This window comes from Candidatus Protofrankia datiscae (genome assembly GCF_000177615.2).
GTDB lineage: Bacteria > Actinomycetota > Actinomycetes > Frankiales > Frankiaceae > Protofrankia > Protofrankia coriariae.
Genome location: NC_015656.1, coordinates 3,361,629 through 3,387,494, shown reverse-complemented (window position 1 = coordinate 3,387,494; position 25,866 = coordinate 3,361,629). Strand labels below are relative to the sequence as shown.

Annotated in this window: 22 protein-coding genes and 4 pseudogenes; 15 read left to right on the top strand and 11 right to left on the bottom strand. The window is 70.4% G+C overall.

Features of this window, described 5'->3' with window-relative positions:
- Window positions 1-61: 61 nt before the first annotated feature.
- From FSYMDG_RS30105 to FSYMDG_RS26290, 3 genes and pseudogenes are all read right to left on the bottom strand, one after another.
- Window positions 62-814: pseudogene (locus tag FSYMDG_RS30105) on the bottom strand (GAF domain-containing protein); the annotation flags it as partial.
- A gap of 104 nt (window positions 815-918) precedes the next feature.
- Window positions 919-2,037: a LuxR C-terminal-related transcriptional regulator gene (locus FSYMDG_RS28585; protein WP_013874085.1), complete on the bottom strand. Its 1,119-nt coding sequence runs from the start codon at window positions 2,035-2,037 to the stop codon at window positions 919-921.
- A 136-nt stretch (window positions 2,038-2,173) separates the two neighbouring features.
- Window positions 2,174-2,314, bottom strand: a complete 141-nt coding sequence (locus FSYMDG_RS26290; RefSeq protein ID WP_157491020.1) for a hypothetical protein — start codon at window positions 2,312-2,314, stop codon at window positions 2,174-2,176.
- Between the two features lie 22 nt (window positions 2,315-2,336).
- Here FSYMDG_RS26290 and FSYMDG_RS14075 point away from each other — a divergent pair, with 22 nt between their 5' ends.
- The 3 genes from FSYMDG_RS14075 to FSYMDG_RS14065 are packed head-to-tail and all read left to right on the top strand — an operon-like array spanning window position 2,337 to window position 5,007.
- A complete protein-coding gene (locus tag FSYMDG_RS14075) occupies window positions 2,337-2,942 on the top strand; it encodes an AMP-binding protein (protein WP_043603667.1) in 606 nt (201 codons plus the stop codon).
- Window positions 2,939-3,865 (top strand): DUF7064 domain-containing protein, encoded by a 927-nt coding sequence (locus tag FSYMDG_RS14070; RefSeq protein WP_013874084.1) that lies wholly within the window; start codon window positions 2,939-2,941, stop codon window positions 3,863-3,865. The genes FSYMDG_RS14075 and FSYMDG_RS14070 overlap by 4 nt, the downstream gene beginning before the upstream one ends.
- Window positions 3,862-5,007, top strand: a complete 1,146-nt coding sequence (locus FSYMDG_RS14065) for a phosphotransferase family protein (RefSeq protein ID WP_013874083.1) — start codon at window positions 3,862-3,864, stop codon at window positions 5,005-5,007. The genes FSYMDG_RS14070 and FSYMDG_RS14065 overlap by 4 nt, the downstream gene beginning before the upstream one ends.
- A gap of 123 nt (window positions 5,008-5,130) precedes the next feature.
- Here FSYMDG_RS14065 and FSYMDG_RS14060 read toward each other — a convergent pair whose 3' ends face one another.
- From FSYMDG_RS14060 to FSYMDG_RS14050, 3 genes and pseudogenes are all read right to left on the bottom strand, one after another.
- Complete coding sequence (locus FSYMDG_RS14060) at window positions 5,131-5,940, bottom strand: ABC transporter permease (RefSeq protein WP_013874082.1); 810 nt, start codon at window positions 5,938-5,940, stop codon at window positions 5,131-5,133.
- Entirely contained in the window at window positions 5,933-6,784 is an 852-nt protein-coding gene (locus tag FSYMDG_RS14055) for an ABC transporter permease (RefSeq protein ID WP_013874081.1), read from the bottom strand. Before FSYMDG_RS14055 ends, FSYMDG_RS14060 begins: the two co-directional genes overlap by 8 nt.
- Before the next feature lie 28 nt (window positions 6,785-6,812).
- A pseudogene (locus FSYMDG_RS14050) lies at window positions 6,813-7,427 on the bottom strand (hypothetical protein); the annotation flags it as partial.
- A 114-nt stretch (window positions 7,428-7,541) separates the two neighbouring features.
- On the opposite strand from FSYMDG_RS14050, the gene tnpC (FSYMDG_RS14045) reads away from it, so the two are divergent.
- Complete coding sequence (gene tnpC, locus FSYMDG_RS14045; protein ID WP_013871651.1) at window positions 7,542-8,978, top strand: IS66 family transposase; 1,437 nt, start codon at window positions 7,542-7,544, stop codon at window positions 8,976-8,978.
- A 29-nt stretch (window positions 8,979-9,007) separates the two neighbouring features.
- Here the strand turns inward: tnpC (FSYMDG_RS14045) and FSYMDG_RS14040 are convergent.
- A pseudogene (locus tag FSYMDG_RS14040) lies at window positions 9,008-9,514 on the bottom strand (ATP-binding cassette domain-containing protein); the annotation flags it as partial.
- A gap of 1,101 nt (window positions 9,515-10,615) precedes the next feature.
- Here FSYMDG_RS14040 and FSYMDG_RS14035 point away from each other — a divergent pair.
- The 5 genes from FSYMDG_RS14035 (at window position 10,616) to FSYMDG_RS28580 (ending at window position 13,299) form a co-directional block, all read left to right on the top strand.
- On the top strand, window positions 10,616-10,876 hold the full coding sequence (locus FSYMDG_RS14035) for a hypothetical protein (protein WP_043603665.1): 261 nt from the start codon (window positions 10,616-10,618) through the stop codon (window positions 10,874-10,876).
- Window positions 10,873-12,225: a hypothetical protein gene (locus tag FSYMDG_RS14030; protein WP_043603663.1), complete on the top strand. Its 1,353-nt coding sequence runs from the start codon at window positions 10,873-10,875 to the stop codon at window positions 12,223-12,225. Before FSYMDG_RS14035 ends, FSYMDG_RS14030 begins: the two co-directional genes overlap by 4 nt.
- 127 nt (window positions 12,226-12,352) lie before the next feature.
- Window positions 12,353-12,511 (top strand): DUF433 domain-containing protein, encoded by a 159-nt coding sequence (locus FSYMDG_RS24640; protein ID WP_241250327.1) that lies wholly within the window; start codon window positions 12,353-12,355, stop codon window positions 12,509-12,511.
- Window positions 12,512-12,607: 96 nt separating this feature from the next.
- Complete coding sequence (locus tag FSYMDG_RS14025; protein WP_043603661.1) at window positions 12,608-13,078, top strand: helix-turn-helix domain-containing protein; 471 nt, start codon at window positions 12,608-12,610, stop codon at window positions 13,076-13,078.
- Between the two features lie 50 nt (window positions 13,079-13,128).
- Window positions 13,129-13,299, top strand: coding sequence for a hypothetical protein (locus tag FSYMDG_RS28580; RefSeq protein ID WP_165440850.1), 171 nt, complete (start codon window positions 13,129-13,131; stop codon window positions 13,297-13,299).
- Here FSYMDG_RS28580 and FSYMDG_RS14015 read toward each other — a convergent pair whose 3' ends face one another.
- Window positions 13,300-14,190, bottom strand: a complete 891-nt coding sequence (locus FSYMDG_RS14015) for an IS3 family transposase (protein ID WP_237703111.1) — start codon at window positions 14,188-14,190, stop codon at window positions 13,300-13,302. It abuts the gene before it with no gap.
- A gap of 17 nt (window positions 14,191-14,207) precedes the next feature.
- The gene (locus tag FSYMDG_RS28575; protein WP_043602641.1) at window positions 14,208-14,498 is read right to left on the bottom strand and encodes a transposase; all 291 of its coding nucleotides are present in this window, start codon (window positions 14,496-14,498) and stop codon (window positions 14,208-14,210) included.
- A gap of 39 nt (window positions 14,499-14,537) precedes the next feature.
- Here FSYMDG_RS28575 and FSYMDG_RS14005 point away from each other — a divergent pair.
- Window positions 14,538-15,047, top strand: a pseudogene (locus FSYMDG_RS14005) (transposase); the annotation flags it as partial.
- Between the two features lie 39 nt (window positions 15,048-15,086).
- Here the strand turns inward: FSYMDG_RS14005 and tnpC (FSYMDG_RS14000) are convergent.
- Together tnpC (FSYMDG_RS14000) and FSYMDG_RS13995 are read right to left on the bottom strand one after the other, a co-directional pair.
- Window positions 15,087-16,523 (bottom strand): IS66 family transposase, encoded by a 1,437-nt coding sequence (gene tnpC, locus FSYMDG_RS14000; protein WP_013871651.1) that lies wholly within the window; start codon window positions 16,521-16,523, stop codon window positions 15,087-15,089.
- A gap of 653 nt (window positions 16,524-17,176) precedes the next feature.
- Window positions 17,177-18,439 (bottom strand): MFS transporter, encoded by a 1,263-nt coding sequence (locus tag FSYMDG_RS13995; RefSeq protein ID WP_083828285.1) that lies wholly within the window; start codon window positions 18,437-18,439, stop codon window positions 17,177-17,179.
- Between the two features lie 601 nt (window positions 18,440-19,040).
- Here FSYMDG_RS13995 and FSYMDG_RS13990 point away from each other — a divergent pair.
- From FSYMDG_RS13990 to FSYMDG_RS13970, 5 genes are all read left to right on the top strand, one after another.
- Window positions 19,041-19,574, top strand: coding sequence for a YceI family protein (locus tag FSYMDG_RS13990; protein ID WP_013874077.1), 534 nt, complete (start codon window positions 19,041-19,043; stop codon window positions 19,572-19,574).
- A gap of 173 nt (window positions 19,575-19,747) precedes the next feature.
- Window positions 19,748-20,482, top strand: a complete 735-nt coding sequence (priA, locus tag FSYMDG_RS13985) for a bifunctional 1-(5-phosphoribosyl)-5-((5-phosphoribosylamino)methylideneamino)imidazole-4-carboxamide isomerase/phosphoribosylanthranilate isomerase PriA (RefSeq protein ID WP_043603659.1) — start codon at window positions 19,748-19,750, stop codon at window positions 20,480-20,482.
- Complete coding sequence (gene hisF / locus FSYMDG_RS13980) at window positions 20,479-21,303, top strand: imidazole glycerol phosphate synthase subunit HisF (protein ID WP_013874075.1); 825 nt, start codon at window positions 20,479-20,481, stop codon at window positions 21,301-21,303. The genes priA and hisF overlap by 4 nt, the downstream gene beginning before the upstream one ends.
- 614 nt (window positions 21,304-21,917) lie before the next feature.
- The gene (locus tag FSYMDG_RS13975; protein ID WP_131772599.1) at window positions 21,918-23,921 is read left to right on the top strand and encodes an ABC transporter ATP-binding protein; all 2,004 of its coding nucleotides are present in this window, start codon (window positions 21,918-21,920) and stop codon (window positions 23,919-23,921) included.
- 70 nt (window positions 23,922-23,991) lie between these two features.
- Window positions 23,992-25,848, top strand: a complete 1,857-nt coding sequence (locus tag FSYMDG_RS13970) for an ABC transporter ATP-binding protein (protein WP_131774004.1) — start codon at window positions 23,992-23,994, stop codon at window positions 25,846-25,848.
- Window positions 25,849-25,866 lie beyond the last annotated feature (18 nt).

The following is a 25,866-nucleotide window of genomic DNA, read 5'->3' as shown; positions in this document are numbered from 1 at the left end:
CGGCGAAGGCCCAGGCCACCTCAAGGTCGTCACGGTCGACCTCGCGGGCCTCGCCCGAACGGTCGAGGTGCAGCAGACCGATCACGGTGTCGGCCGGGGCGATCGGGGCGACCACGAACGAGCTGGTCAGCAGCCGGCGCAGCACGGGGTGGACGCGGGGATCGCTCACCGGACGCTCGACGAGAGCCGGGCGTCTCTCGGCCACGACCTCGGCCTCCAGCGGAAGGCGCTCGATGGGCATCGGGCCGAGCTCGTGCCACGCCGCCGCGGTGCCCGTGCCGCTGGCCGTGCCAGCCGAGACCGCTGTGCCGCCCGAGATGACCGTGCCGGCCGATCGCCAGGGGGACCAGACACCGTCACTGACCCGGCTGAGCATCGCGCGCCGCACACCGCAGCTACGCAGCGCCTCGACGCAGGCGCGGTCGAGCAGATGTGCCGGATCCGCCACCGGCCGCAGGCGCTCCAGCCCGCGTCGCAGGGCCGCCCGACGCGCGGATCTGCGGGTCAGGATGTGGCGGCTGAGGTGGAGTTCGAGATCGAGGGCGCGCAACAGGTCGTCGCGGATCTCCGGATCGACGGGGCCCGTCCGTCGGCGAAGTTCGGCCAGAGCCCGGTCGGCTGTCGCGCGCAACTGATGCAACGTCTGGACGGGCTGGCTCTGGACGGCCCCGCGCGGCTGTGGCGGTAGCGCGAGGCCCCACGAGTGGTGGGCACGCTGAGCGAGCCGGGCAGCCTCGGCGATGATCTGACGTTCGCTGGGATCGCGCCGCCCGCCGGCCGGGGGCGTCGACGCTGCCAGGCACGCCGGGGGCATCGGCTCTGCCAGTTCTGCCAGTTCTGCCAGCTCTGTCGGCGCTGCTGGCTCTGTAGGAGGCATGATCCTCCTCTCCGGGGACAGACTCTTCCGGGGACAGGCCGTCACCGGCCCCGCATGCGCAGGTAGCGGGCGGCGGCTTCGGCCCGGCTGGTCGCGCCCAGCTTGCGCAGGACGTGCGCGACGTGTGTCTTGACGGTCTGTTCGCCGAGCACGAGCTCACGGGCGATGCCGCTGTTGGTCTCCCCGGCGACGATGAGGTCGAGCACCTCGCGCTCGCGGGTGCTCAGCAGCGCGATCCGTCCTGGCGGTGGGGTGCTGTCCCGGTGATCGTCCTCCGGGTCGTCCTCGGGCGTGGGCGGCAGCTGGAGGCGCAGCTCGGCGTTGCTGACCGCGTCGAGGTCACGCGCGAGCGCAAGCTGGGCCGCCTGGACGCGGGCGCGGCGGTGCTGGAGCTCCTCCGCGAAAACGGCGCGTTCGTACAACAGCCCGACGTGCTCGGCGAAGAGCACGATGTTGTCGAGGTCGTCCTGGGTGACCGGATGGTCCTGCCCGCGGCGGTCGGCGTGCAGGAAGCCGATGACACGACCGCTGGGCATGAGAGGCGCGCCGACGTAGCTGTGCGCACCGGCGATCGTGACGAAGGCTTCGTGGCAGCGCGGGTCGCTGGCCGCGTCGGCCACGAGGATGCCGATGCGTCGGCGCACCATTTCGGCCTCGAGCAGCATGTGCCGGAGGGACAGCGTGGGCTTGTCCCCGAACGCGCGTCGGAACGCGTCGGTGTCCGGGTCGACGCCCGGCGGCGGCAGGATCGGGATCCACTCGGAGTGGTGGACGCGCGAGATCATCGCCCGGGCGAACCCGCACGCCCGGGCAAGTTCGGGCGGGACGCGCTCGAGCAGTTCGGCGCTGGAGGCGCACCGGCGCAGCCGGCCGAGGGCCCGGTGGATCCCGACGCGCGCGCGGTCGCCCATCCAGAGGTTCTGTTCCTCGCACGCGCGCAGCTCGTCCGCCGTGCGTACGAGGATTTCCAGCTCCTCAAGGCCGGCAGAGCCGGCGGAGGGGGCGGGGCCGGCGGGGGCCGCGGAGCCGGCGGAGGGGGCCTGGGCGCGCACGGCCGCGATGCGCTGGTCCAGCTCCGTCCAGAGCTGTTTCTCGACGTAGCCACGGACCGCCCGGGCCCGCGCGCGCTGGCTGCGGATGCGCTGCGGCAGCTCGTCCACTGCCTGGCAGCGTAGCGCAACTACGCAACACAGGGCGTGCGCATCACAGGGCGGAGCTGTCTACGCCCAGCGGGGGAGGGCGTTCACTCGCCGGGCCGTAGCCCCCGATCAACAACGGTGGCAGGGTCCTGGGGTGCTACCGGAGGAGGCAGGGGCCCATGAGCGTGGCAACCACACCACCGACGACCGCACCGCCAAGCAGCACACCGCCAAGCAGCACATCACCAGCCAGCAGACCACTGAACACCACGATCCAGTCGATCTTATCCGAGCCCACACTGTGCCAGGCGTTCTTACGGGTGGCCGACGCCGACGCCGACCACCTGGCGCTGAGCGACTTCGGCGAGATCCTCGTCGGCGGCGTCACGGTCATGCCCGGCTACTTCGAGGACCCGCAGCGCACCGCCGAGGTCCTCCATGACGGCTGGATGCGCACCGGCGACATCGGCGTCATCGACGACGACGGCTACCTGACGATCACCGACCGCAAGAAGGCGCTGATCATCAACAGCGGTGGCAAGAACATGTCGCCGTCGGCGATCGAGCAGGCGATCAAGGGCGGCCAGCCGCTGATCGCCCAGGTCGTCGCGGTCGGTGACCGCCGCCCGTACAACGTCGCGCTGATCGTGCTCGACCGCGACGGCCTGGAGGCGTTCCGGGCCAGGGCCGGCATCCCGCCGGCCGACTTCGCGACGCTCACCCGCCACCCACAGGTCGCCGCCGCCGTCGAGGACGCGGTGCGGCGGGGCAACCAGAAGCTCGCGCGGATCGAGCAGATCAAGCGCTGGAAGGTACTCGACCACGACTGGGTCCCCGGGGGCGACGAGCTGACCCCGACAGCGAAGCTCAGGCGCAGGCCCATCGAGCAGCGCTACGCCGAAACCATCGAGGAGCTCTACGCATGAGCGTCACGTTCACCACCGGTCACGTCGTCGAGAGCGACGACCTGCGCCACCGGGTCGCGCCGGGTGTGAAGACCCGCGACAGCCTGTTCTGGAACCTGGTCCTGCCCGCCGAGCGGATCGCCGCGCAGGTCTACGTCTGGACCGACGGGCGCGGCGTCGCCGGCCGGCAGATCTGCGTCTACTTCCCCGAGCGCGAGCGGAACATCGTCGTGGGCGCCTTCAACGTCGAACTGGGCGACGCCAGCGAGCTGGACGACTGGCACTGTGCGGGCCTGTACCTGCGCCAGCCCGACCCGCTGCGCACCGCAGAGATCGTTTTTGCCGGCGACGAGGTGGACATCGACTACCGTTTCGAGGCCAGCCACCGGCCCTTCAGCTACCGCGAGAACCCGGCGGGCTGCCCGCCGTGGATGGCGACCAACCGCTTCGAGCAGGCCGGGCGCGCGTCGGGCACCCTGCGGGTCGGCGAGCGGGTCATCCCGTTCGCCGATGTGTGGGCCCACCGCGACCACTCCTGGGGCCGGCGGCACTGGAGCGCGGTGCACCACTGGAAGTGGCTCGCCGCCGGCACCCCGTCGGGCGCGGAGCTCAACGCGATGTTCCACATCGCCCGCGGCGAGCTGGGCGTCAACGGCTACGTGCTGCGTGACGGCGAACCGGTGGCGATCGTCGACAGCCGCCACCACGCCACCTACGACAGGGAGATGGGCCAGGAGAGCCTGGAAGCCGAGCTGACCGACGCCCGCGGCGGGACGACGCACCTGTGGATGCGGCGCTACGCCATCGCGCACCTGCCCGTCGGCTCCGACACGCTGATGTCCGAGGCTGCCTGCCAGGTGACCATCGACGGTGAGGCCGGCGCCGGGCAGTTCGAGACGTTGTGGCCCCGCGGCTACCTGAAGCGGCTGGTCGACGCGCAGTGAGCGCATCCTCCGAGACCGCCCCGCCCGTCGAAACCGCCTCGTCCGCCGGAGGTGTCCCACCTGTCAGGGCCGCCTCGTCCGCCGGGAGCGCGCCGGCGGCCGAGGCCGCTTCGCCCGTCGGGAGTGCGCCGCCCTTCGGCACCGCGCGGCTCGAGGCCTACCTGCGCGACCGCGGGCTGGTCAGCGGGCCGATCACGCTGCGGCGCATCGGTGAGGGCCACTCCAACCTGACCTACCTGGTGTCCGACGGCGAGCGCCGGGTGGTGGTGCGCCGGCCACCGCCACCGCCGATCCCGCCGGGCGGCCACGACGTCGTCCGCGAGGCGCGGGTGCAGCGGGCGCTGTGGGACGAACCGGTCCCGGTGCCGCGGATCCTCGCCGTCGAGGAGTCCACCGCGGTGATCGGCGCGCCGTTCTACGTCATGGCACACGTCACCGGGATCGTCGCCACCACCCGCACGCCACCGGCGCTCGACACGCCGGCCGGCAGGCGCGCGGTCGGTGAGGCACTCGTCGACACGCTCGCCGCGCTGCACCGCGTCGACCACGCAGCCGCGGGCCTCGGGGATTTCGGGCGGCCCTCTGGCGATGTCACGCGTCACCTGCGGCGCTTCGCGCGGATCGTCGACCCCGACGGGCACGGCCTGCCGGGGGAACTCGGCGCGCTGCTGGAATGGCTGGTCGACGACCCGCCGGCGCCGGCCGCGCCGACGATCGTCCACGGCGACTTCCGGCTGGGCAACGTCATGCTCGCCGCCGACCCGCCCGCCCGGCTGGTCGCCGTGCTCGACTGGGAGCTGGCGACGATCGGCGACCCGCTGCGCGACGTCGGCTACCTGCTGGCCACCTACGCGGTGCCCGGCGAGCCACCGCACGCGCTGACCGAGATGAGCGCGGCGACCCTCGCCGACGGCTATCCCTCCCGCGCCGAGCTGGCCGCCCGCTACGCGGCCGCCACCGGCACCGAGGTGGCCAACGTCGACTGGTACACGGCGATGGCGCTGTGGAAGCTCGCCGTCCTGTTCGAGTACCAGCGCCGCCGGGTGGCCGACGGGATCGGCGACGCCTACTACTCCCGGCCCGGCCTCGTCGAGGGCTTCCTCGCCGCGGCCCGGCCCATCACGACAGGAGCGGACCTGTGACCGCCTTACCCAGGGTGAGGAGCTGGCCGCCTCGATCCAGGCCGCCGCCGAGGCCAGGAAGCTCCTGGCCTGCCCGCCCCGGGATGAGACCGGTGCGAAAGACGTGCCCGGCCCGTCTGGAGATCAACTGCCGGTGGAGCGGTAGTGGCGCAGGCCGGCGCGCCAGGCCGCGGCGGCGAGGGCCAGCAGAACGGCGGCCACCAGCGGGGAGGCGAAACGGAACAGGGACGGCAGACCCAGCGGATCGGGCTTGTCGAGCACGTACAGGGCGGGCTGCCAGTTGAGGAACGCCAGCGGGACGAGGAAGGTCAGCAGCCGCATCCCGTCCCGGCCGTAGATCGACATCGGGTACTGGGTCAGGAAGCTCCCGCCGTAGGTGACCGCGTTCATCGCCTCCGCGGCCTGCTCGACGACGAACTGGAACGCCGCCCCGGCGATCCAGACCGCGCTGAAGACGCCGACCCCACAAATGACCATGGTGGCGACGAGCAGGACGCGGCCGGTCGTCCAGGGCACGTCCAGCCCCGCGAGGGACAGCCCGAGAACACCGACGCCCTGGACGATCCCGCCGAGACGGCGCGGGGAGAAACCGTCCGTGGCGACCTGCACGAGCAGCCCGACCGGCCGGACCAGCATCACGTCGAGGCTGCCGTCCCGGATGCGTTCGCCGACCCGTTCCAGCGTCCCGAACAGCATGTTGGAGATGGCAAAGGCCGTGCAGGACGTCCCGAAGAGGAAACCCACCTCGGCGAGGCCGAAACCGGCCAGGTGCGGCACGCGGGTGAACAGCACACCGATCACCGCGATGTCCAGCCCGGTCGCCAGGAACTGCCCGACGGCCAGCAGCAGCACCGAGGCCCGGTACTGCCAGGCGACCCGCGTCCAGGCCGCCGCGAACAGCAGATAGTGCCGCACCGCGCTGTTGTCAGCCACCCTGGATGACCAGCTTCCGGGTGGCGCGGGCGGTGAGCGCGCGGCCGGCCGCGAGGAGCACGACAGCCCAGCCCACCTGGAACGCGATCGCCGCGACCAGCGACGTGCCGGTCCGGTTGCCGAGCAGGACGTCCGCCGGCACCTGCATCATCGCGGCGAAGGGCAGCGCCTCGGCAAGGTCCCGCAGCACCCCCGGCATGATCGTCAGTGGCATGGAGATACCGGAGAAGAACACCGTGAACAGGGTGTAGGCGCTTTCCAGCCCTCGCTGATCGAGCAGCCAGAAGGTCGCGAGCGCGATCAGATAGCGCAGCCCGAAACTGACCAGGAAACCCAGGACCACGGACACGGCGAACAGCCCCCACACGCCGACGGCACCCCACACCCCGGCGTCGGCCGTGCCCGCGGCCGGGCTCGCGGGTGTCGGCAGGCGCAGGTCGAACAGGAGGGCCGCGACCAGCATGGGCGGCAACCCTCGGGTGAGCAGCTGGACGGCGGCGCGCCCGGCGTCGTCCGCCAGCCACCAGGTCTGGAAGCCCACCGGCCGGGCCATGTCCATCGCGACGGCGCCGGAACGGATACGTTCGGGCAGGTCGATGCCGCCGCCGAACAGCGCCATCGACGTGATCAGCCCCTGCCCGAGGAAGACGAACGTCACGACGCCGCTGGTGTCGTACCCGCCGAGGCCAGGCCGCTGGTGCCACACCTGGAGCAGGACGTAGGCACGGATGATCCCGAACACGGTGTTGGTGAACACCCCCGCGGCCGTGGCGGCCCGATAACCGGCATACCGCCGAGCGCTGTACCGGGCGACCGCAAGGTAGGTACCGACACCCCCTCTCACCGTGACGCCACTGTCAGCGATGCCGCGGTCACGGATTCCTCGCGCCCGAGGATTCCTCGATGTCCGGGGAACTCGCGGCGTCCAAGGTGTCCACGCTGCCCGAGGTGTTCGCGGCGCCTGCGGTGCCCGAAGCGTCCACGGTGCCCGAGGTGTACAGCCGGGCGATGATCTCCTCGATTGCCGGTTCGCGGATGGACAGGTCGGCCAGCGGGTACCGGTCGGCCACGGCGGCGACCAGTGGCGCCGCGCTCTCGCCCGCCGGGAACGCCAGCCACTGGCGGGGCCCGTCCACCTCGACCACCCGGGTACCGGCCACGTCGATCGGCGGCCGCGGCTCGGCCAGGTCGACGACCAGGACGCGCTCCCCGCCGATCTGGGCGCGCAGGTCCGCCAGTCGCCCGTCAAAACCGAGCCGGCCGTGGTCGATGACGAGCACCCGCGGGCACATCTGCTCGATGTCGGTCATGTCGTGGGTGGTGAGCATGATGGTGGTCCCGCGTTCCCGGTTGAGCGCGGTGAGGAAGCCGCGTACGGCGGCCTTGGAGACGACGTCGAGACCGATCGTCGGCTCGTCCAGATACACGATCTCCGGATCGTGTAGCAGCGCGGCCGTGAGATCACCGCGCATACGCTGACCGTAACTGGTCAGGTCTGGTAGATCGTTTGTTTTTGGTTTCCCGGCTGGCTGGGACTCCTCGATGGCCTGAAGGCCCGGGTCGTTGGTGCTGTGTGGTTGATCGGGCCGTAGGGTCCGGGTGTGTCGGATGGTCCGCCCGCGTCGCCGCCGGTGCCGTCGTATGACGAGCTCGCGGCGCTGGTGGTGAGTCTGCGGGCGCAGCTGGTCGAGACCGCTGCGGCGTTGGAACAGGCGCGGGTGCGGATCGCCGAGCTGGAAGCTCAGGTCGCGAAGAACTCGCGGAACTCGGCGAAGCCACCGAGTTCGGACGGGCTGGCGAAACCGCCACCGAAGTCGCTGCGGAAGAAGACCGGCCGCAGGCCCGGTGGGCAGGGCGGGCATCCGGGATCGACGCTGCGGATGCTCGCTGAGCCTGATGTGCGCCTGCGGCATGAGCCGGGGCCGTGTGCGGGGTGCGGGGCGGGGCTTGCGGGCCGGCCTGTGACCCGGACCGAACGGCGGCAGGTGTTCGACCTGCCCGAACTACGTCCGCATGTGGTCGAACATCAGCTCATCGAGCGGGAGTGCGGCTGCGGGACGCGGACGAAGGCGGCGGCACCGGCCGGGGTGGACGCGCCGGTGCAGTACGGGCCGCGGGTGGCCGCGGCGGTGGTCTACCTGTATTCCGGTCAGTTCCTGTCGCAGGAGCGGACCGCGACCGCGCTGGCCGAGCTGGTTGGGATCCCGATCTCGGCGGGCACGGTCGGTGCGATGACCGCCCGTGCCGCCGCCGGACTCGACGGCTTCCGTGACACCGTCCGGGGTCTGCTGGCCGCCGCCGACGTGATCGGGGCCGATGAGACGGGGCTGCGGGTCGCCGGGAAACTGCACTGGGTGCACTGCGCCCGCACCGACAAGTACACGCTGATCGACTGCCATGCCACCCGCGGCAGCGGCGGGATCGACGCCCTCGGGGTGCTTCCCGCCTTCGGTGGGGTGGTGGTCCACGACGCCTGGGCCCCCTACGACAGCTACACCGGCGCCACCCACCAGCTGTGCGTCGCTCACGTGCTGCGCGAACTACAGGCCGTCGTCGACGCGGCCCCGACGGGAACCTGGTGCTGGGCCGCCCAGGCAGGCGACGCGCTCGTCGCCCTGCACCGCCTCGCCGTCGACGCCGCCACTACCGGCGTCACCATCGACGAGCAGGCACCGGCCACCCAGACCCGGCAGCTGCGCCACGCCGCTCACATCGGGATCAGCCAGACCTCGCCGCGCGGCACGAAACTCATGGCCGCCCGCCATGCCCTGGCCTGCCGGCTCGTCGACCGCGAAGCCGACTACCTTCGGTTCACCCGCGACTGGCGGGTTCCCGCGGACAACAACGGCTCCGAACGCGACATCCGCATGATCAAACTACGGCAGAAGGTATCCGGCTGCCTACGCACGCTCACCGGCGCCCGCCAGTTCTGCGCGATCCGCAGCTACCTGTCCACCGCCACCAAACACGGCATCAGCCTGTTCGACGCTCTCGTCCAACTTGCCGAGGGCCGTCCCTGGATGCCCGCGATCAGCTAACTCAAGATCAAAAACTACCTGACTAGTTACCGCTGACCGAGCGAGAGCTGCCGGACGGGCGTGTCAAGAAAAGAAGCAAGCTGTAACAGCTCGACAAAGTGGTCAAGGTTTTCCTGATACCGTCCCGCCGGTATTCGGTAAATACGCCGGAGCAGGTCGAAGCTGTCCCGCAACGGCAGATCCCACCACAGCGTCGTACGCTGCCCGAAAACCACTCCCAGTCGACGCGCCAGTTCCGTGCGCTGTCGGGACGGGTCGAGACCACAGACCCGAATGCGCCCGGCGCTGGGCACCAGAATCCCGATCAGCATCTTGATCGTCGTGGATTTCCCGGCCCCGTTCGGCCCCAGATACCCGACCATCTCCCCGGCGTCGACCCGAAAGGTCAGGTCACTCACGGCGGCAACGTCCACCCGCTCCCGCCGCATCCGCCCGGCCCTGCGCCGCACCACAAAGGTCTTCCCGACCCCGTCCACCTCGATAACAGGCCCCGCGTCCCTGCCGACAGACCCCACGCTCGTGTTCGCCACCCGCACGGCTACACCACCCGGGCCACCCGGAGCACCCTGAGCGTTCAGACCGCCCTGAGTACCCAGACCATCCTGGGTGCCCCGACCACCCCCGCTGTCCCGTCCACCCGACGCGGCTGCCGACGACGGGAACGCGGTAGTCACATCTGATCATCATACCGCCCCGCCCAGCCGCCCCCGACAACGGCCACCACCACAGCGGCATAAAAGAGAGCCGGAGCCCTGCTCAGCCCGGGCATCGCAATCCGGTTCGGTTTTTGCCCGGGCGGGGACTTACCTTTTTCGCAGTTACAGTGACGTTGCCGATGCTGTTGCAATCCGACTCAGATTTTGCTCGTGTGGGGACGTGCCGGCGAGGGCGATGACGAGCAGATCAAGTTGCAATCCGGCTCGGATTTTGCTTGTGCGGGAACCCTACCGCGATTTTCACCCCCGCTGACCTGCGACGATGCAAGCTCGTTCCAGAGCCTCCGGGAGGGGCTGTGGGCAACCGCGTCAAAATCCATGATTGATAACGTTTGTGCAGGTCAGCAAGATGTCGATGTTTCCCAGAACTTCCCCGGTTCCTCGGCGCGTCGGAGGTTCTGGGTGATGATCAAAATCGTGTGGTTTGACAGACAGGCATATCGTGTGCCGCTCGGCCAGCCGCGCGCGGTGCCGGCAGACCTGTGGGGTTTCCCTGGGGCTGTGCTCCAGGCCCCGCCTCTCCCAGCCGGCCGGAGAGCACGCCTGTGACCTGGCCATCGACACCACCTCCTGTCCGGTGTATCGGCAGCTGTTCCCGCTCGACGCCCAGCGAGCCAGACCGCTGCCTGGCTGATTCGTCCACAAGGCCGGGTCTTCGAGATCGCGGCACCGGCACAGGCAGACGACAGCGGGCCACGAGCCACTCCGAAGACACAGATGCGGCGTGTTCGGGTCGACGGCCGCCGGTACCCTCATCCTGTAGCCCTGCCGAACCGGACACGATGTAGGGGGTCGCGATGCGGGCGCCCCGTCGCCGACGGCCACGCAGCTCAACCCGGCTGACACCTGCTGATCCAGGGTATCTGGCTGCCCTGGCCACGCGGGTTTCCTAGCATCCCGAGTCCCGAGCACAAGGACTACATGACCAGCGCCGGGCCGGGGAAGCTGCGAAGTGACGCGTCGGTGTGCCCACGTGACCTGGCGCTCGACGATGTCGCCAAATGGTTGTACGACGCGGTGCGGGCCGGCAACGTCAGCGCGTACGTCGAGGGTGATTTTCCGCGCTATGTATGGACGCGGGCAGGTGAACGCGTCTACGAAGCGCGTCTGTGCAACTCGGGGTCCGGCGAGTACAAGGGATATCCGATCCTTCCCGAGGAAGCTCCGGGGTGGCTTCTGTGAGCGTCGGGATCGAGCTGCGGGTCGAGTGGCTCGACGCACCCGGCGTGTGTGCTCCTGAGCTGGCCGCCACCTGGGCAAGGTACGAGCTGTGGGTGGACGGCAGATGCGTGACGCAGGTGGAAGAGCCCGGCGGCACCTTCCGGCGATCGGTCTATGGCAGCCTTTACCCGCTGGCGGAATGGATCGCCACCAACTGGTGGCCGTTGACCGGGCACATTCGTCCCTCGGCTACCAGGTCCGCGTACTGGACGTGGTCCAATCTGCGCCGGTATCCCTGGCTGCGCCAGCACAACCTGCGAGGCGCCGGGGACGGGATGGCCTGGCCGGACCTGACAGTGGTGCCCGAAGGGGCGATTACCCGGCTTGTCTGGGCCGCCGACGAGGACCGGGCACTGGGGCCGTTGCGGTTCGCGTCACGCGGACGAGCGCTGGTGCGTTCCGACGAGGCCGGAAAGGCGTTGGCCGGCATCGTCCAACGCGTCCTTGACCGACTTGCGGAGTCGGGCGTCGGGAAGACGCCGCTTTCCGCGGAATGGGCGGACATAGGAAGCGCGGACGAAGAGGAGCGAGATTTCTGTCTGGCGGCGGCCAGGCTGGGTCTCGACCCGTATTCGGTCGACGAGGAGGCCTCGACGAAACTGCTGGCCATCGTGCCGGCCATCCCGGACGAGCTGCGGGACGACTTTCTGGACAGTGCGGACCTCGACACCCTTGGCACAGCCGCTGCGTGGCTCCCGAAGGCGTCCGAAGCGGCGGGCCGGGCGTCAGCGGACGCCGCGATGTCGTTGACGCCTCTTCGTGCGGCGGTGGCGGGTGAGCTCTCCTCAGGCGCCGTGCCGGACAGCGCTGGCCTTCGGCGGCCGTGGCATGTCGGCTTCGACATGGCACGCGCGGTGCGGCAGGCGCTGGACACCGAGGCGACCGCACCCTTCGACATATCCGCCTGGGTCGGCGCACGGACACTTCAGGGCCCCGCAGGCGGCCTGCAGGGCTTTGCCACTGTCAGGGACGACCGGTGCGGGCTCGCGCTGAGCGATTCACCGAAGTTCGCGAGCACGGTGGGGCCTGGTAGCCACTATCGGTCGTTCCGCCGCGCGAAGGCGCTCGGCCGGGCGCTTTTCCGGCCACATCAGCGAACCTTTCTCCTGTCCTCCGCCCACATCGGCGATGACCGGGTAGCGGGCGCCTTCGCGGCCGAGCTGCTTGCCCCGGCCGAGGGAATACGCCGCGCACTGGCGACTCTCGAGACACACGACGAGGACGCCGCCCTCGACGTCATCGCAAGCCATTTCGGCGTCTCGCCACTGACCATAAGACACCAGGTCGACAACCAGCTTGAGGATATCTGAAAAGCCAGAGCCACGACCGCTCGACGCTCAGCGAGTCAGACTGCTGCCTGGCTGATTCGTCCACAAGGCCGGATCTTTTGAGATCGCGGCACCGGCACTCTGGACCGGCTGCCGTTAGCGTAGCTATGTGGCCTTCGAACGGATCACCGTTAACTCGGCACAGATGGGTGGTCTGCCCTGCATCAGGGGCATGCGGGTCACAGCCAGCGCTGTGGTCGGGCAGCTCGCGGCGGGCCACACCATCGACGAACTCCTGGCGGACTACCCCTATCTTGAGCGTAACTAGTAGACTGTCGCTGCTTAGTTCTGGTGTGTCTTGTGTCTGGGTGAGAGGGTTGGGTCTGGCAGGTCTCCCCGTCCCTCTGCCGGTCAGGACTGTGTCGTGGGTTCGCAGAAGAAGTGGCCGGTCACCTTGACCGAGGCTGATCGTGACGAGTTGGTTCGGGTGACCTCGACGGGGGTTCATCCGGCGTCGATGATCCGGCGGGCGCGGGTCCTGCTCGCGTTGGACACCTCGGTCGGCCCGGTTGCCTCCCAAGAAGAACTCGTGGTCCGGGTCGGGGTCTCGGGTGAGACGCTGCGGCTGGTCGCGAAGCGGTTCACCGAGACCGGTGGGGATGTGGGGGCCACGATCGGTCGGAAGGCACGGGAGCTTCCCCCGGTGCCTTCCCCGGTGACCGGCGAGGTTGAGGCCAGACTGATCGCGCTGGCATGCTCGCAGCCACCGGCTGGTTATGCACGCTGGTCGCTGCGGCTGTTGGAAAAGCACGTCGCGCTGGTCGCCGACATCCCGGGCCTGGACCATTCCACCATCGGCCGGGTCTTAAAAAAACGAGGTTGCGTCCTCATCTGAGGAAGTGCTGGACCATCCCACCGAGGGCGAACGCGCAGTTCGCCGCGCGGATGGAAGACGTTCTGGCGGTCTACGCCCGGCCCCACAACCCGGGCGTGCCCGTGGTGTGCATGGACGAGAAGCCCTACCAGCTGTTGGCCCACGCCCGCGACCCGATCCCCGCCACGCCAGGGCGTGACCGGCGCGAGTGGAGGGTTCCCCACTTTCGTGGACAGTCCTAACTATGCAGCACGAAGTGTTTGTCCGTCAAATTCTTCCTCGAACTCGACAGGCGTGAGATAGCCGATCGAGGAGTGCAACCGCTGCCGGTTGTAGTAGATCTCGACATATTCGAAGATCCCCGCCCGGACGCGGTCTATGGTATCGAACGGGTGGAGGTGGACGAACTCCTTCTTGAGGGTGGCCCAGAAGGACTCCGCCGCGGCGTTGTCGAAACAGATCCCGGTACGGCCGACGGAGTTTCGGACGTTGTTGTCGCGACAGAAGGCGACGAACTCACGGCTGGTGTACTGACCGCCTCGGTCGGCGTGGAATATGACGCCGCCGGGTGGCCGCCGGCGGGTGACGGCCATACGAAGCGCGTCGAGAACGAGTTCGGTGCGCATGTGATCGGCGACCGCCCAGCCGACGATCTTCCGAGAGAACGCGTCGATGACGGAGGCCATGTACACCCAGCCATCCCAGGTGCGAATATATGTTATGTCGCCGTACCACAACTGGTTCGGTGCGGACGCGGCGAAGTCTTGGCCGACAAGATCAGGCAGCGATGAGGAGTCCGCGGCCTGCACCGTCGTCACCGGCCGGCGGGGACGCGGATGCACGCTGACCAGGCCCATCGTCGCCATCAGCCGCTGGACCCGCTTGTAGGCGACGGCGACGCCCTGGCGGCGGATCTCGTGGAAGATCCGCCGCACGCCGTACCGCCCCTCGTGACGGTCGAAAACAGCTCTGATCATGGTCGACAAGGTGGCGTCGTCCTTCTCCCTCCGAGACGGGCCGCGTTTCTTCCACGCATAGTAGCCCTGTCGGGACAGGTCGAGTTTCTTGCACATGTAGTCGACGGGAAAGGTGTTCGCGCCGTCGGCGGACACAGGCTTCTTCGGAGCGTGTATCGAGATGAACTCGAACTTTACTTCTGCTCGCTCGCGAAGAAGCTCGCCGCTTTTTTTAGGAAGGCGATGTCCATCTGCGCCTGCGCGTACTTCTTCCGGAGCTCCTCAAGTTCCGCGCGCTCCGACACCGACAGCGGCCGCTCCTCGGTCTCGCCGTTCTCCTTCGCCTTCTTCACCCAGTTTCCCAACGTGGTCTCGTGGATACCCAGACTCTTCGCGACCTCGGTCACCGACCGGCCCGAGTCGAGCACCAACCTTACTGCCTCGGATTTGTACTCCTGGGTGAACTTCCGGCGAGCTGACCCCATGACGCTCCTTCCCTATGGACAGCGAACCTCAGGTTCGCTGTCCACGGAAGCGGGATCACTCCAGAGGACTCCGAGTACGTGCGCCACGGAACCTGCTCGATCTTCTGCTGGGTCGAGCCACTCGCCGGCTGGCGCCGCGTCCAGGCCACCCCACGGCGCACCAGGATCGACTGGGCACACCACGTCAGGCGCCTGCTCACCCTCGACTACCCCGACGCCGAACGGGTCGTGCTGGTCATGGACAACCTCAACACCCACGACATCTCCTCGCTCTACGAGGCCTTCGACCCGGCCGTCGCGTTCGCACTCGCGCAACGACTCGAGATCCACCACACCCCCAAACACGGCTCCTGGCTCAACATCGCCGAAATCGAACTCGCCGCCCTGACCCGCCAATGCCTCGACCGCCGCATCGACACCCTCGACGTCCTGAACACCGAACTCGACGCCTGGCAGACAGCCGTCAACGCCAACCAGCGCCAAGTCAACTGGCACTTCACCACCGATGACGCCCGCACCAAACTCCGCCACCTATACCCCACACATTAGCGGCGACAGTCTACTAGTCAGGTAGTTTTTGATCTTGAGTTAGCTGATCGCGGGCATCCAGGGACGGCCCTCGGCAAGTTGGACGAGAGCGTCGAACAGGCTGATGCCGTGTTTGGTGGCGGTGGACAGGTAGCTGCGGATCGCGCAGAACTGGCGGGCGCCGGTGAGCGTGCGTAGGCAGCCGGATACCTTCTGCCGTAGTTTGATCATGCGGATGTCGCGTTCGGAGCCGTTGTTGTCCGCGGGAACCCGCCAGTCGCGGGTGAACCGAAGGTAGTCGGCTTCGCGGTCGACGAGCCGGCAGGCCAGGGCATGGCGGGCGGCCATGAGTTTCGTGCCGCGCGGCGAGGTCTGGCTGATCCCGATGTGAGCGGCGTGGCGCAGCTGCCGGGTCTGGGTGGCCGGTGCCTGCTCGTCGATGGTGACGCCGGTAGTGGCGGCGTCGACGGCGAGGCGGTGCAGGGCGACGAGCGCGTCGCCTGCCTGGGCGGCCCAGCACCAGGTTCCCGTCGGGGCCGCGTCGACGACGGCCTGTAGTTCGCGCAGCACGTGAGCGACGCACAGCTGGTGGGTGGCGCCGGTGTAGCTGTCGTAGGGGGCCCAGGCGTCGTGGACCACCACCCCACCGAAGGCGGGAAGCACCCCGAGGGCGTCGATCCCGCCGCTGCCGCGGGTGGCATGGCAGTCGATCAGCGTGTACTTGTCGGTGCGGGCGCAGTGCACCCAGTGCAGTTTCCCGGCGACCCGCAGCCCCGTCTCATCGGCCCCGATCACGTCGGCGGCGGCCAGCAGACCCCGGACGGTGTCACGGAAGCCGTCGAGTCCGGCGGCGGCACGGGCGGTCATCGCACCGACCGTGCCCGCCGAGATCGGGATCCCAACCAGCTCGGCCAGCGCGGTCGCGGTCCGCTCCTGCGACAGGAACTGACCGGAATACAGGTAGACCACCGCCGCGGCCACCCGCGGCCCGTACTGCACCGGCGCGTCCACCCCGGCCGGTGCCGCCGCCTTCGTCCGCGTCCCGCAGCCGCACTCCCGCTCGATGAGCTGATGTTCGACCACATGCGGACGTAGTTCGGGCAGGTCGAACACCTGCCGCCGTTCGGTCCGGGTCACAGGCCGGCCCGCAAGCCCCGCCCCGCACCCCGCACACGGCCCCGGCTCATGCCGCAGGCGCACATCAGGCTCAGCGAGCATCCGCAGCGTCGATCCCGGATGCCCGCCCTGCCCACCGGGCCTGCGGCCGGTCTTCTTCCGCAGCGACTTCGGTGGCGGTTTCGCCAGCCCGTCCGAACTCGGTGGCTTCGCCGAGTTCCGCGAGTTCTTCGCGACCTGAGCTTCCAGCTCGGCGATCCGCACCCGCGCCTGTTCCAACGCCGCAGCGGTCTCGACCAGCTGCGCCCGCAGACTCACCACCAGCGCCGCGAGCTCGTCATACGACGGCACCGGCGGCGACGCGGGCGGACCATCCGACACACCCGGACCCTACGGCCCGATCAACCACACAGCACCAACGACCCGGGCCTTCAGGCCATCGAGGAGTCCCAGCCAGCCGGGAAACCAAAAACAAACGATCTACCAGACCTGACCAGTTACTCTTGAGCGTGTCGACGTTTTGGCCGCGTTGGAGTACACCGCGGCAGCGGTGAGTGAACGTGAGCTACCGCTTGCCAAGCCCGCATGAGGGTTCTGGTCGACGCCAACCGGTCTCCCCGAGTGGTCGCGGCCCTTTTCCCCGCGGTTTCAGGAGGCGGTACCACAGTTTCTATCCCCGTTGACCTGCGGTGATGCAAGATCGTTCATCGGCATCCGGGGAGGGGGTCTGGGCCTCCCGCGAGATCCACGAAGTGGGGTGATACGGCGGTGGTTTCTGCCTGTGGCTGGTGGGTGCTGGCCGAGGTGTAGGTGGAAAACGTCATCCCGGCGACGGTTTCCACCTACGGCTTCCGCACCCGTAGGTGGAAACCGTCGTCGGGACAGCGTTTTCTACCTACGGGTGGCGGGTGCCGGCCGCGGTCGTGAGCGGTTTTCGTCGATATGACATCCCTGCGCGCGGGGGTCAGGGGTCAGTGGCGTTGAGGGCACGGGCGTGGGTGGGTGCGCTGGCGAGGACAGGGCACAGTGGTTTGTCAGCGCGGGGTGGGCTGGATGGTCTGGGGGGCCTGGAGGGTTTCGGATGCCTGGCGGGCCTGAGCGCGCTGGGAGACGGCGTGGACGGTGGCGGCGGCGATCATCGTCACGATGCCGCCGAACCACAGCCCGGCGCGGGCGTCGAGCCGTTCCGAGAGGAAGCCGACCCACAGGGAGCCGAGCGGGGTCGATCCGATCATGATGGTCGTGTAGACGGACATCACCCGTCCCCGGAAGGTCGGATCGCTGCCCAGCTGGATGCGATGGTTCGCGGCCTGGGCGAAGAAGATCGCCCCGAAGCCGGTGGCGAACAGGCCCACCGCGGCGGTCGCGAACGTCGGGGCCCAGCCGGTCAGCGTCATCACCAGGCCGAGGCCGAACGCCCCGCCGGTCACCAGCCCGGCCGCCGGCCGGCCGCGCCGCCCGGTCGTCACCAGCGCCGAGAGCAGCGAACCGGCGGCGAACGCGGTGGTGAGCAGCCCGAACGCCGCCGCGTCGGTGTGGAACACCGTCCTGGCCAGCAGCGGCAGCGTGAGCTGGAAGTTCATCGCGCACAGGCCGACGGCGGCGACCAGCGCCAGCGGCAGCGTCAGATCCTCCCGGGACGCGAGGTAACGCAGCCCGTCCACAATCCGCGTGCCCGTGGCCGGCCGGGTGACCCGGTGCAGCTCCGCGGGCCGCATCATGCGCAGGCCCACCACGGTGCCCAGGTAGCTCACCGCGTTGACCACCATCACCGGGCCGGTGCCGAACGCGGCGATCAGCAGGCCGGCGAGCGCCGGCCCGGCCACCCGGGCGACGTTGAAGTACGCGGCGCTCAGCGCCGAGGCGTTCGGCAGCAACTCGGGGCCGACCATCTCACTGACGAACGCCAGCCGGGTCGGCATCTCGACGGCGTTCACCACGCCCAGCGCCAACGCGAACAGCTGGATGTGCCACAGCACGACACCATCGGTGAGCACCAGCACGGCGAGCCCGAGCGCCAGCATCCCGGAGGCGAGGTTGGCGACGGTGAGCAGCAGCCGTTTGTCGTACCGGTCGGCGAGCCGGCCGCCGAGCAGCGTCAGCAGCAGCGACGGAGTGAACTGCAGCGCGGTCACGATACCGAGCGCGCTCGCGGAGTCGTCGGTCAGCTCGAGCACCAGCCAGTCCTGGGCGACGACCATCATCCACGTCCCCGCGACCGACAGGAGCTGGCCGGACGCGAAGAGCCGGAAGTTGCGCACGGACAGGGAACGGAACGGGTTCACGGTCCTCCTCATCCGCCGGTGGTCGACGCATCCCCGCCTCTGCCCGGGGACGCGCGGCCCGACCGGTGGCCCTTGGCCTGACGCAACAAGCATCTCTCGCCGAGGGCTGATCCGGTCGGGACATTGCGCCCGGCGCGGTGCGGAAACAGCCGCACCACCAGGGGCAGTGCCATCTGGGCCCCGAACGGGGCAGCGCCAGTTGGGCCCCGAACGGGGCAGTGCCAGCGGCGCCGGCCACGGAAGCATGCGGCACAACTGGTCCGGTTCGTCCCAAGAGCCCGTGCTTCTTCGACCTGACCGTGGTGGGTGCGCCGCTCGGTGGGCACGGATCGTGGCTGGAGCTTTCGGATGGAGTGGCAGTCGCTTATCGTGCCGGTGAGGAGGAGTGCCGTTCGGGCCACAGGATGCTACTTCCAGTGACGAGCGCTGGGGCTGGGCTGTCGCCGTGTTTCTGACATTTTTCGACAAGTGTCATTTTTCCGTGAATGTCAGTGGACCGTTTCGGACCCAGGTACGAACGGTTCGTGACGAAACCGATGTCGTCACGCCACCGGCGATCGTGCCGCTCCGGCGCCGCCCGGCACAGAGCCCAGCTCGGTCAAGGAGGAAGAGCATGACAGAACGGACAGTATTCTCACAGGGAGTGACCGCGCCCCGGGCGGGCGCCTACCGTGTCGATCCGGCCCGGTCCACTGTGCGTTTCACCACGCGTGGGCTGTTCGGCCTGCTCAAGGTGGTCGGGGCCCTGGCCGTCCGGGAGGGTTCGATCGTCGTCGCCGACCCGCTGGACAAGTCCACCGTGCGTGCCGTGGTCGACGCGACCAGCCTGGACACCGCCAGCAGCACCCGGGACAGGCATCTGCGGGAGCCGGGCTTCCTGGACGTCGAGACCTACCCGGACATCACCTTCGTCTCCGAACGGCTCGTGGAGTCCTCGGGCAGCTGGACCCTTTCCGGCACCCTGACGGTGCAGCGGGTCTCCCGCCCGGTGGAACTGACCATCACGGCGGCCGAGCCGACCAACGGCGAGGTGCGCTTCCAGGCCACCGCGCGGACCGACCGGCACGCGTTCGGCATCAGCAAGGGCAAGGGTGCGGTCGCCCGATACCAGGCGATCGACCTCGACCTCGTGGCCGTACTGCAGTAACCGGGCTGTGGTACCCGGGCTGCGGCAACCGGAGACTGCGGTAATCGGCCAGACCGGGTGTAACCGGCCAGACCGCTGTCGCGAGCCCGGCCGGGCACCACCCGCGCCGGCGACGCCCGCACCGGCGGCACCGCCGGACACCCGCCGGCCAGGGGGCCCGTAGGGTGTGCGGTGTGGCGCTGATCCTTCTTCCTGCCGTGGACGTCGCCGACGGCCGTGCCGTCCGGCTCGTCCAGGGCAGGGCCGGTTCCGAGACCTCCTACGGCGATCCCCGCGAGGCCGCGCTGGCCTGGCAGCACGACGGCGCCGAGTGGATTCACCTCGTCGACCTCGACGCGGCTTTCGGCCGGGGTTCGAACCGTGACCTGATCGCCGAGGTGGTGCGGTCGGTCGACGTGGCCGTGGAGGTCTCCGGCGGGATCCGTGACGACGACTCCCTGGACGCGGCGCTGGCGACCGGTGCGGCCCGGGTGAACATCGGCACGGCCGCGCTGGAGAACCCCGACTGGGTGCGCGCGGCGATCGACCGGGTCGGCGACCGGATCGCCGTCGGCCTCGACGTCCGCGGCACCACCCTGTCCGCCCGCGGCTGGACCCGTGACGGCGGCGAGTTGTTCGACGTCCTCGCCCGGCTGGACGCCGACGGCTGCACCCGCTATGTGGTCACCGACGTCCACCGGGACGGCACCCTCACCGGGCCGAACCTCGACCTGCTGCGTACCGTCACCGCCGCCACGTCCCGGCCGGTGGTCGCCAGCGGCGGGGTGTCGTCGCTGGACGACCTGGTGGCCATCGCGGGCGTGCCGGGCGTCGAGGGCGCCATCGTCGGCAAGGCGCTCTACGCGGGGGCGTTCACCCTGCCGGAGGCGCTGGCGGCCGCCGCCGGCGGGCCCGCGCGAGTCCGGTGACCGTCGCCGTCCGGGTGATCCCGTGTCTGGACGTCGACGCCGGCCGGGTGGTCAAGGGTGTGAACTTCACCGACCTGCGGGACGCCGGCGACCCGGTGGAGATGGCGAAGCTCTACGACGCCGAGGGCGCCGACGAGCTGACCTTCCTCGACATCACCGCGTCCAGCGGGAACCGTGAGACCACCTACGACGTGGTCCGGCGTACCGCCGAACAGGTCTTCATCCCGCTGACGGTCGGTGGCGGCGTACGCACGGTCGATGATGTCGACCGGTTGCTGCGCGCCGGCGCCGACAAGGTCGGCATCAACACCGCCGCGGTCGCCCGTCCGGAGCTGGTCCGCGAGTGCGCGCTGCGGTTCGGCAGCCAGTGCATCGTGCTGTCGGTGGACGCCCGCCGGACCCGAGCCCCGGGCTCCCCGGGCTCCCCGGACTCGGTGGGCACCTCGGACTCGGTGGGCACCTCGGGCCACGGCACGCCCCGGTTCGAGGTGACGACCCACGGCGGCCGTACCGGCACGGGCATCGACGCGGTCGCCTGGGCGGCGCGGGCGGTGAAGCTCGGCGCCGGGGAGATCCTGCTCAACTCGATGGACGCCGACGGGACCAGGGACGGCTACGACCTGGAGATGATCGCCGCGGTGCGCGCGGTCGTGGACGTGCCCGTCATCGCCAGCGGCGGGGCGGGACGGCTGGCGGACTTCGCCCCGGCGGTCGCCGCCGGCGCCGACGCGGTGCTCGCCGCGAGCGTTTTCCATTTCGGTGACCTGCGTATCGGCGCGGTCAAGGACGCGCTGCGCGCCGCCGCGGTGCCGGTCCGCTGAACGCGCCGGTCCGGCCGGGCGCGGCGGCGCGCTGAACGCCCCGGGTCCGTCAGCGGGCAGATCGTGCCGTTGGGGACGGCGATCCCGGGCGCGGCGTTTCGCTGAGCGGGCCAGCCCGCTGGGCGCACCGGTTTGCTGGATGTTTGCTGGGCACCCGTCAGCTCACGGCCGTCTGCCGGACACCTCGCGGGTGGACGATGCCGATGTGGGTCAGTCACCACGCGGTAGCCGTTGCGCACAGTAGCTGGCGTATGCGAGCCGACGTACGCCAGATGTCGTATACGGGTCGTCGTGTGCGCTGTGCGCGCATGGACCGGACGTCACCCGCCGGGCGATGATTGCGTCGGGTGGCGATTCCGGCGGGTGATGACTTCGGGAGAGTGTGGCGCCGGCAGAAGACGTTGTGGTGCGCGGCGTCGTCGAGGTGAATGCGTCCCGGCGGTGTCGACCGGGGCCGGCTGCCGTGGTGAGCGCAGCGTCAGCGGTGAGCAGGCCAGCGGTGAGCGGCGCGGCCGTGGTGAGCAGCGGAGGGGAGAACCGTGCCCGAACACGCCCCGAACCACGCGCAGGCAGCCCCGAGCCACGCGAAGGCGCTGACAGCCGCGGAACCGGACATGGTGGCGGCCGCGAGAGCACCGGCGTCCAGGACTTCCGCTCCCACGGATCCCTCGCGCTCGTCTGTGTCCGCGCCTGCGGCTCCCTCGCCCTCGTCGGCGTCCGCGCATGTGGGCGTTGCCCCGAAAGCGGATGCCCCGGCAACGAACACGGCGGACGCGGACGTGGTGGGGGCGCCGCCTTCCGCGGGCTCACCCGCCGTCATCCGCCGGGGGCTGGCCATCCTCGGTTCGGGGATCCGGGACGAGCCGGGTACGTTCGTCGTCGCGGTCGTCGGCAGCGGCCTGTTCGGCTTCATGATGGTGGCGAGCGCGGTGGTGCTCGGCGAGGTCGTCGACAGGGTCGTGCTGCCGTCCTTCGCGACCGGCCGGGCCGGTGTCGGCGGCCTCGTGCTGGCCGCGGCGGTCCTGTTCACGGTCGGGGTGGGGCGGGCCGTCGGGATGTTCGTACGCCGGCTCGGCGGCGGCGTGATGACCTACCGGTTGCAGGCCGCCTATCGTCGCCGCGTCATCCGGCAGTACCTGCGGCTGCCGCTGTCCTGGCACCAGCGCCATCCGACCGGCCTGTTGCTGTCGAACGCGAATGCCGACGTCGAGGCGAGCTGGGCGCCGGTCCTCCCGCTGCCGTTCGCGGTGGGGGTGCTGGGTACGCTGGTCTTCGCCCTGGTGGTGCTGATCGTCACCGACCCGTTGCTCGCCGGTGTGGGATGTGTCGTCTTCCCGGCCTTCGGCGCTGTCAACATCATCGATGGCCGGAAGATCTCCCCGCTGCTCGCCCGCGCCCAGCAGCTGCGGGCGGAGGTCAGCGGGCTCGCGCACGAGTCCTTCGACGGCGCGCTGGTGGTCAAGACGATGGGCCGGGAGGCCGACGAGACGACCCGGTTCGCCCGCAAGGCGGACGAGCTGCGCGCGGCGATGGTGCGCGCCGGGCAGGTCCGGGGGCTGTTCGACCCGGTGATGGACGCGTTGCCCAACATCGGCGTGCTGGTCGTCCTGCTGGTCGGGACGGCCCGGATCTCCGCGGGCAGCCTGGAGGTCGGGGAGCTGGTGCGGGTCGCCTACCTGTTCACGCTGCTGGCCTTCCCGCTGCGGGCGATCGGCTGGGTGTTCGGCGAGCTGCCCAGGTCGGTTGTCGGTCACCGCCGGGTGAGCACGGTGCTGCGGGCGCGCGACGACCAGTGTTTCGGCTCGACGGCCGTGCCGGGGCGCGCGCCGGTGGCGCTGGCGGTGGACGCCGTCTCCTACGCCTATCCGCGGCCGTTCGCGCGGCGTCCGGCGCTGGAGCGTCCGGCGCTGGAGAAGGTGAGCTTCGAGGTGCCGGCGGGCCGGGTGGTGGCGCTGGTGGGGCGGACCGGCGCGGGCAAGTCGACGCTGGCCGGCCTGCTGGTCAGGCTGTACGACCCCGACACCGGAACGGTCCGGGTGGACGGGGTCGACCTGGCGGAGCTCGCGCGCGACGAGGTCGCCGCGGTGGCGGCCCTCGTCCCCCAGCAGGCGTTCCTGTTCGACGACACCGTCCGCGCCAACGTCACCCTCGGCCTCGCGGTGGACGACGAGGCGGTCCGGGACGCGCTCGCCCGGGCCCAGGCGGACCGTTTCGTCGCCGCGCTGCCCGCCGGGCTGGACACGCAGGTCGGAGAGCGGGGCACGACGCTCTCGGGTGGTCAGCGGCAGCGGATCGCGCTGGCCCGCGCGCTGGTCCGCCGGCCCCGCCTGCTGGTGCTCGACGACGCGACGTCCAGCGTCGACCCGCGGGTCGAGTCGGCGATCATCGCGGGTCTACGGGCGCGGGCGGGCGCGTCCACGGTGGTTGTCGTCGCGCACCGGCGGGCGACGATCGAGCTCGCCGACGACGTCGTCTACCTGGAACGGGGACGGGTCGCCGGGCGCGGCAGCCATCGTGAACTGATGGTCACCACGCCTGGTTACGCGGCGTTGCTGTCCGCGTATGACCTGGCGGATGTGGACGGCGGCCGGTCCGAGGACGCGGGGCTGCCGCGATGAGCGCGCACCGGTCAGCGGCACGGGCGGGCACGGTTGGTGACGTCGGGCTGGCGTGGTGAGCGCCGCCGTCGTGCCCACACCTCGTGATTCGGGCGGTGATCCGGGCTGGGATCCGGGCGGTGATCCGGCGCGGGCCCCGGCGCAGGCGCGGACAGCGGCCCCGCCCCCGCGGTCCCGGGAGTCGCTGTGGGCCACGGTGGGCCGGATCCGCCGGCTCGCGCCGGAGCTCACCGCCGGCCTGCCCGTGACGCTGGCCCTTGCCGCGGTCGCGACCGTGGGACGGGTGGTGATCCCGATCGCCGTTCAGCAGACCGTCCACCGTGGCCTGCTGGCCGGCCGGCCGGACCCTGCCGTGGTGCGCCACGCGGTGGTGGCCGCGGCCGTGGCGATCGTGGTGACGGCGCTGGCGGCCTACCGGATGAACGTCCGGCTGTACCGGGCGTCGGAGGCGGCCCTGGCGACCATGCGGGTGCGGGCGTTCCGGCACATCCACGAGATGTCCGTGCTGGCCCAGGCGCGGCAGCGGCGCGGGACGCTGACCTCCCGGGTGACCAGCGACGTCGACCAGATGTCGCAGTTCCTGCAGTTCGGCGGCATGGTGCTGCTGCTCTCCGCCGGGCAGATGATGATCGCGACCGCGCTGATGGCGGTGTACTCCTGGCCGCTGACCATCGTCGTATACGCCTGTTTCGTCCCGATGGCCGTGGTGGTGTGGCGCTTCCAGCCGCGGGTCGCCAGGCGGTACCTGACCGTGCGGGAACGGGTCGGGGACATGCTGGGTGCGATCTCGGAGTCGGTGGTCGGCGCGGCGGTGGTGCGCGCCTACGGTGTCCAGGCGCGTACGGCGGCCCGGGTGGACACCGCCGTCGACCGGTACCGCTCGGCGCAGACGGCCGCGCAGCGCCTGGTCGCCATGGTCTTCTCCGCCGGGGAGCTGGTGGCGGCGGGCGCCACCGGCGCGGTGGTGGTCGGCGGGGTGCTGCTCGGGGTGGGCAGCCATCTCAGCGCCGGGCGGCTGGTGGCCTTCCTCTTCCTGGTGACGCTGTTCGTGGTGCCGTTGCAGACGCTGACCGAGATGCTCAACGAGGGCGCGGGCGCCCTCGCCGGCCTGCACCGCGTCCTGGACGTGCTGGACACCCCCCGCGACGTGCCCGACCCCGGCCCGGACGGGCGTCAGCTGCCCGCCGGCCCGCTGTCGGTGTGCTTCGAGCGGGTCTCGTTCGCCTATCCGGGCGGTCCGCCCGTGCTGTGCGGCGTCGACCTGTGGATCGCGGCCGGCAGCCGGGTCGCGGTGGTCGGCGAGACCGGGTCGGGCAAGACCACGCTCGCCAGGCTGCTCGTCCGCCTGACGGATCCGACCGCCGGCCAGGTGCTCGTCGCCGGGGTGCCGCTGGCGCGGGTGCGGTTCGCCGCGCTGCGCCGGCGGGTCGTGATGCTCCCGCAGGAGGGGTTCCTCTTCGACGCGAGCATCGCCGACAACGTCCGCTACGGACGCCCGGATACCACTGACAGTGATGTCATGGGCGCGTTCGACGCGCTGGGGCTCGCCGACTGGATCAGCGGGTTCACCGACGGTGTGCGGACCCGCGTCGGTGAGCGCGGCGGCCTGCTGGCCGCGGGCGAGCGCCAGCTGGTGGCGCTCGCCCGCGCCCAGGTTGCCGCTCCGGACCTGCTCGTCCTCGACGAGGCGACGTCGGCGGTGGATCCGGCGACCGAGGTGCGGCTGGCCGGTGCGCTGCGCGAGATCACCCGTGGGCGGACGTCGGTCACGATCGCCCACCGGCTGTCCACGGCCGAGTCCGCGGACCTCGTCGTCGTCGACGCCGGCCGGATCGTCCAACAGGACACCCACGCGGAGCTGGTCGCGCTCCCCGGCGTGTACCAGCGCCTGCACGCCTCGTGGGCGGCCGGCACCGGCGGCCCGTGACAGGGAGGCCATGCCCCG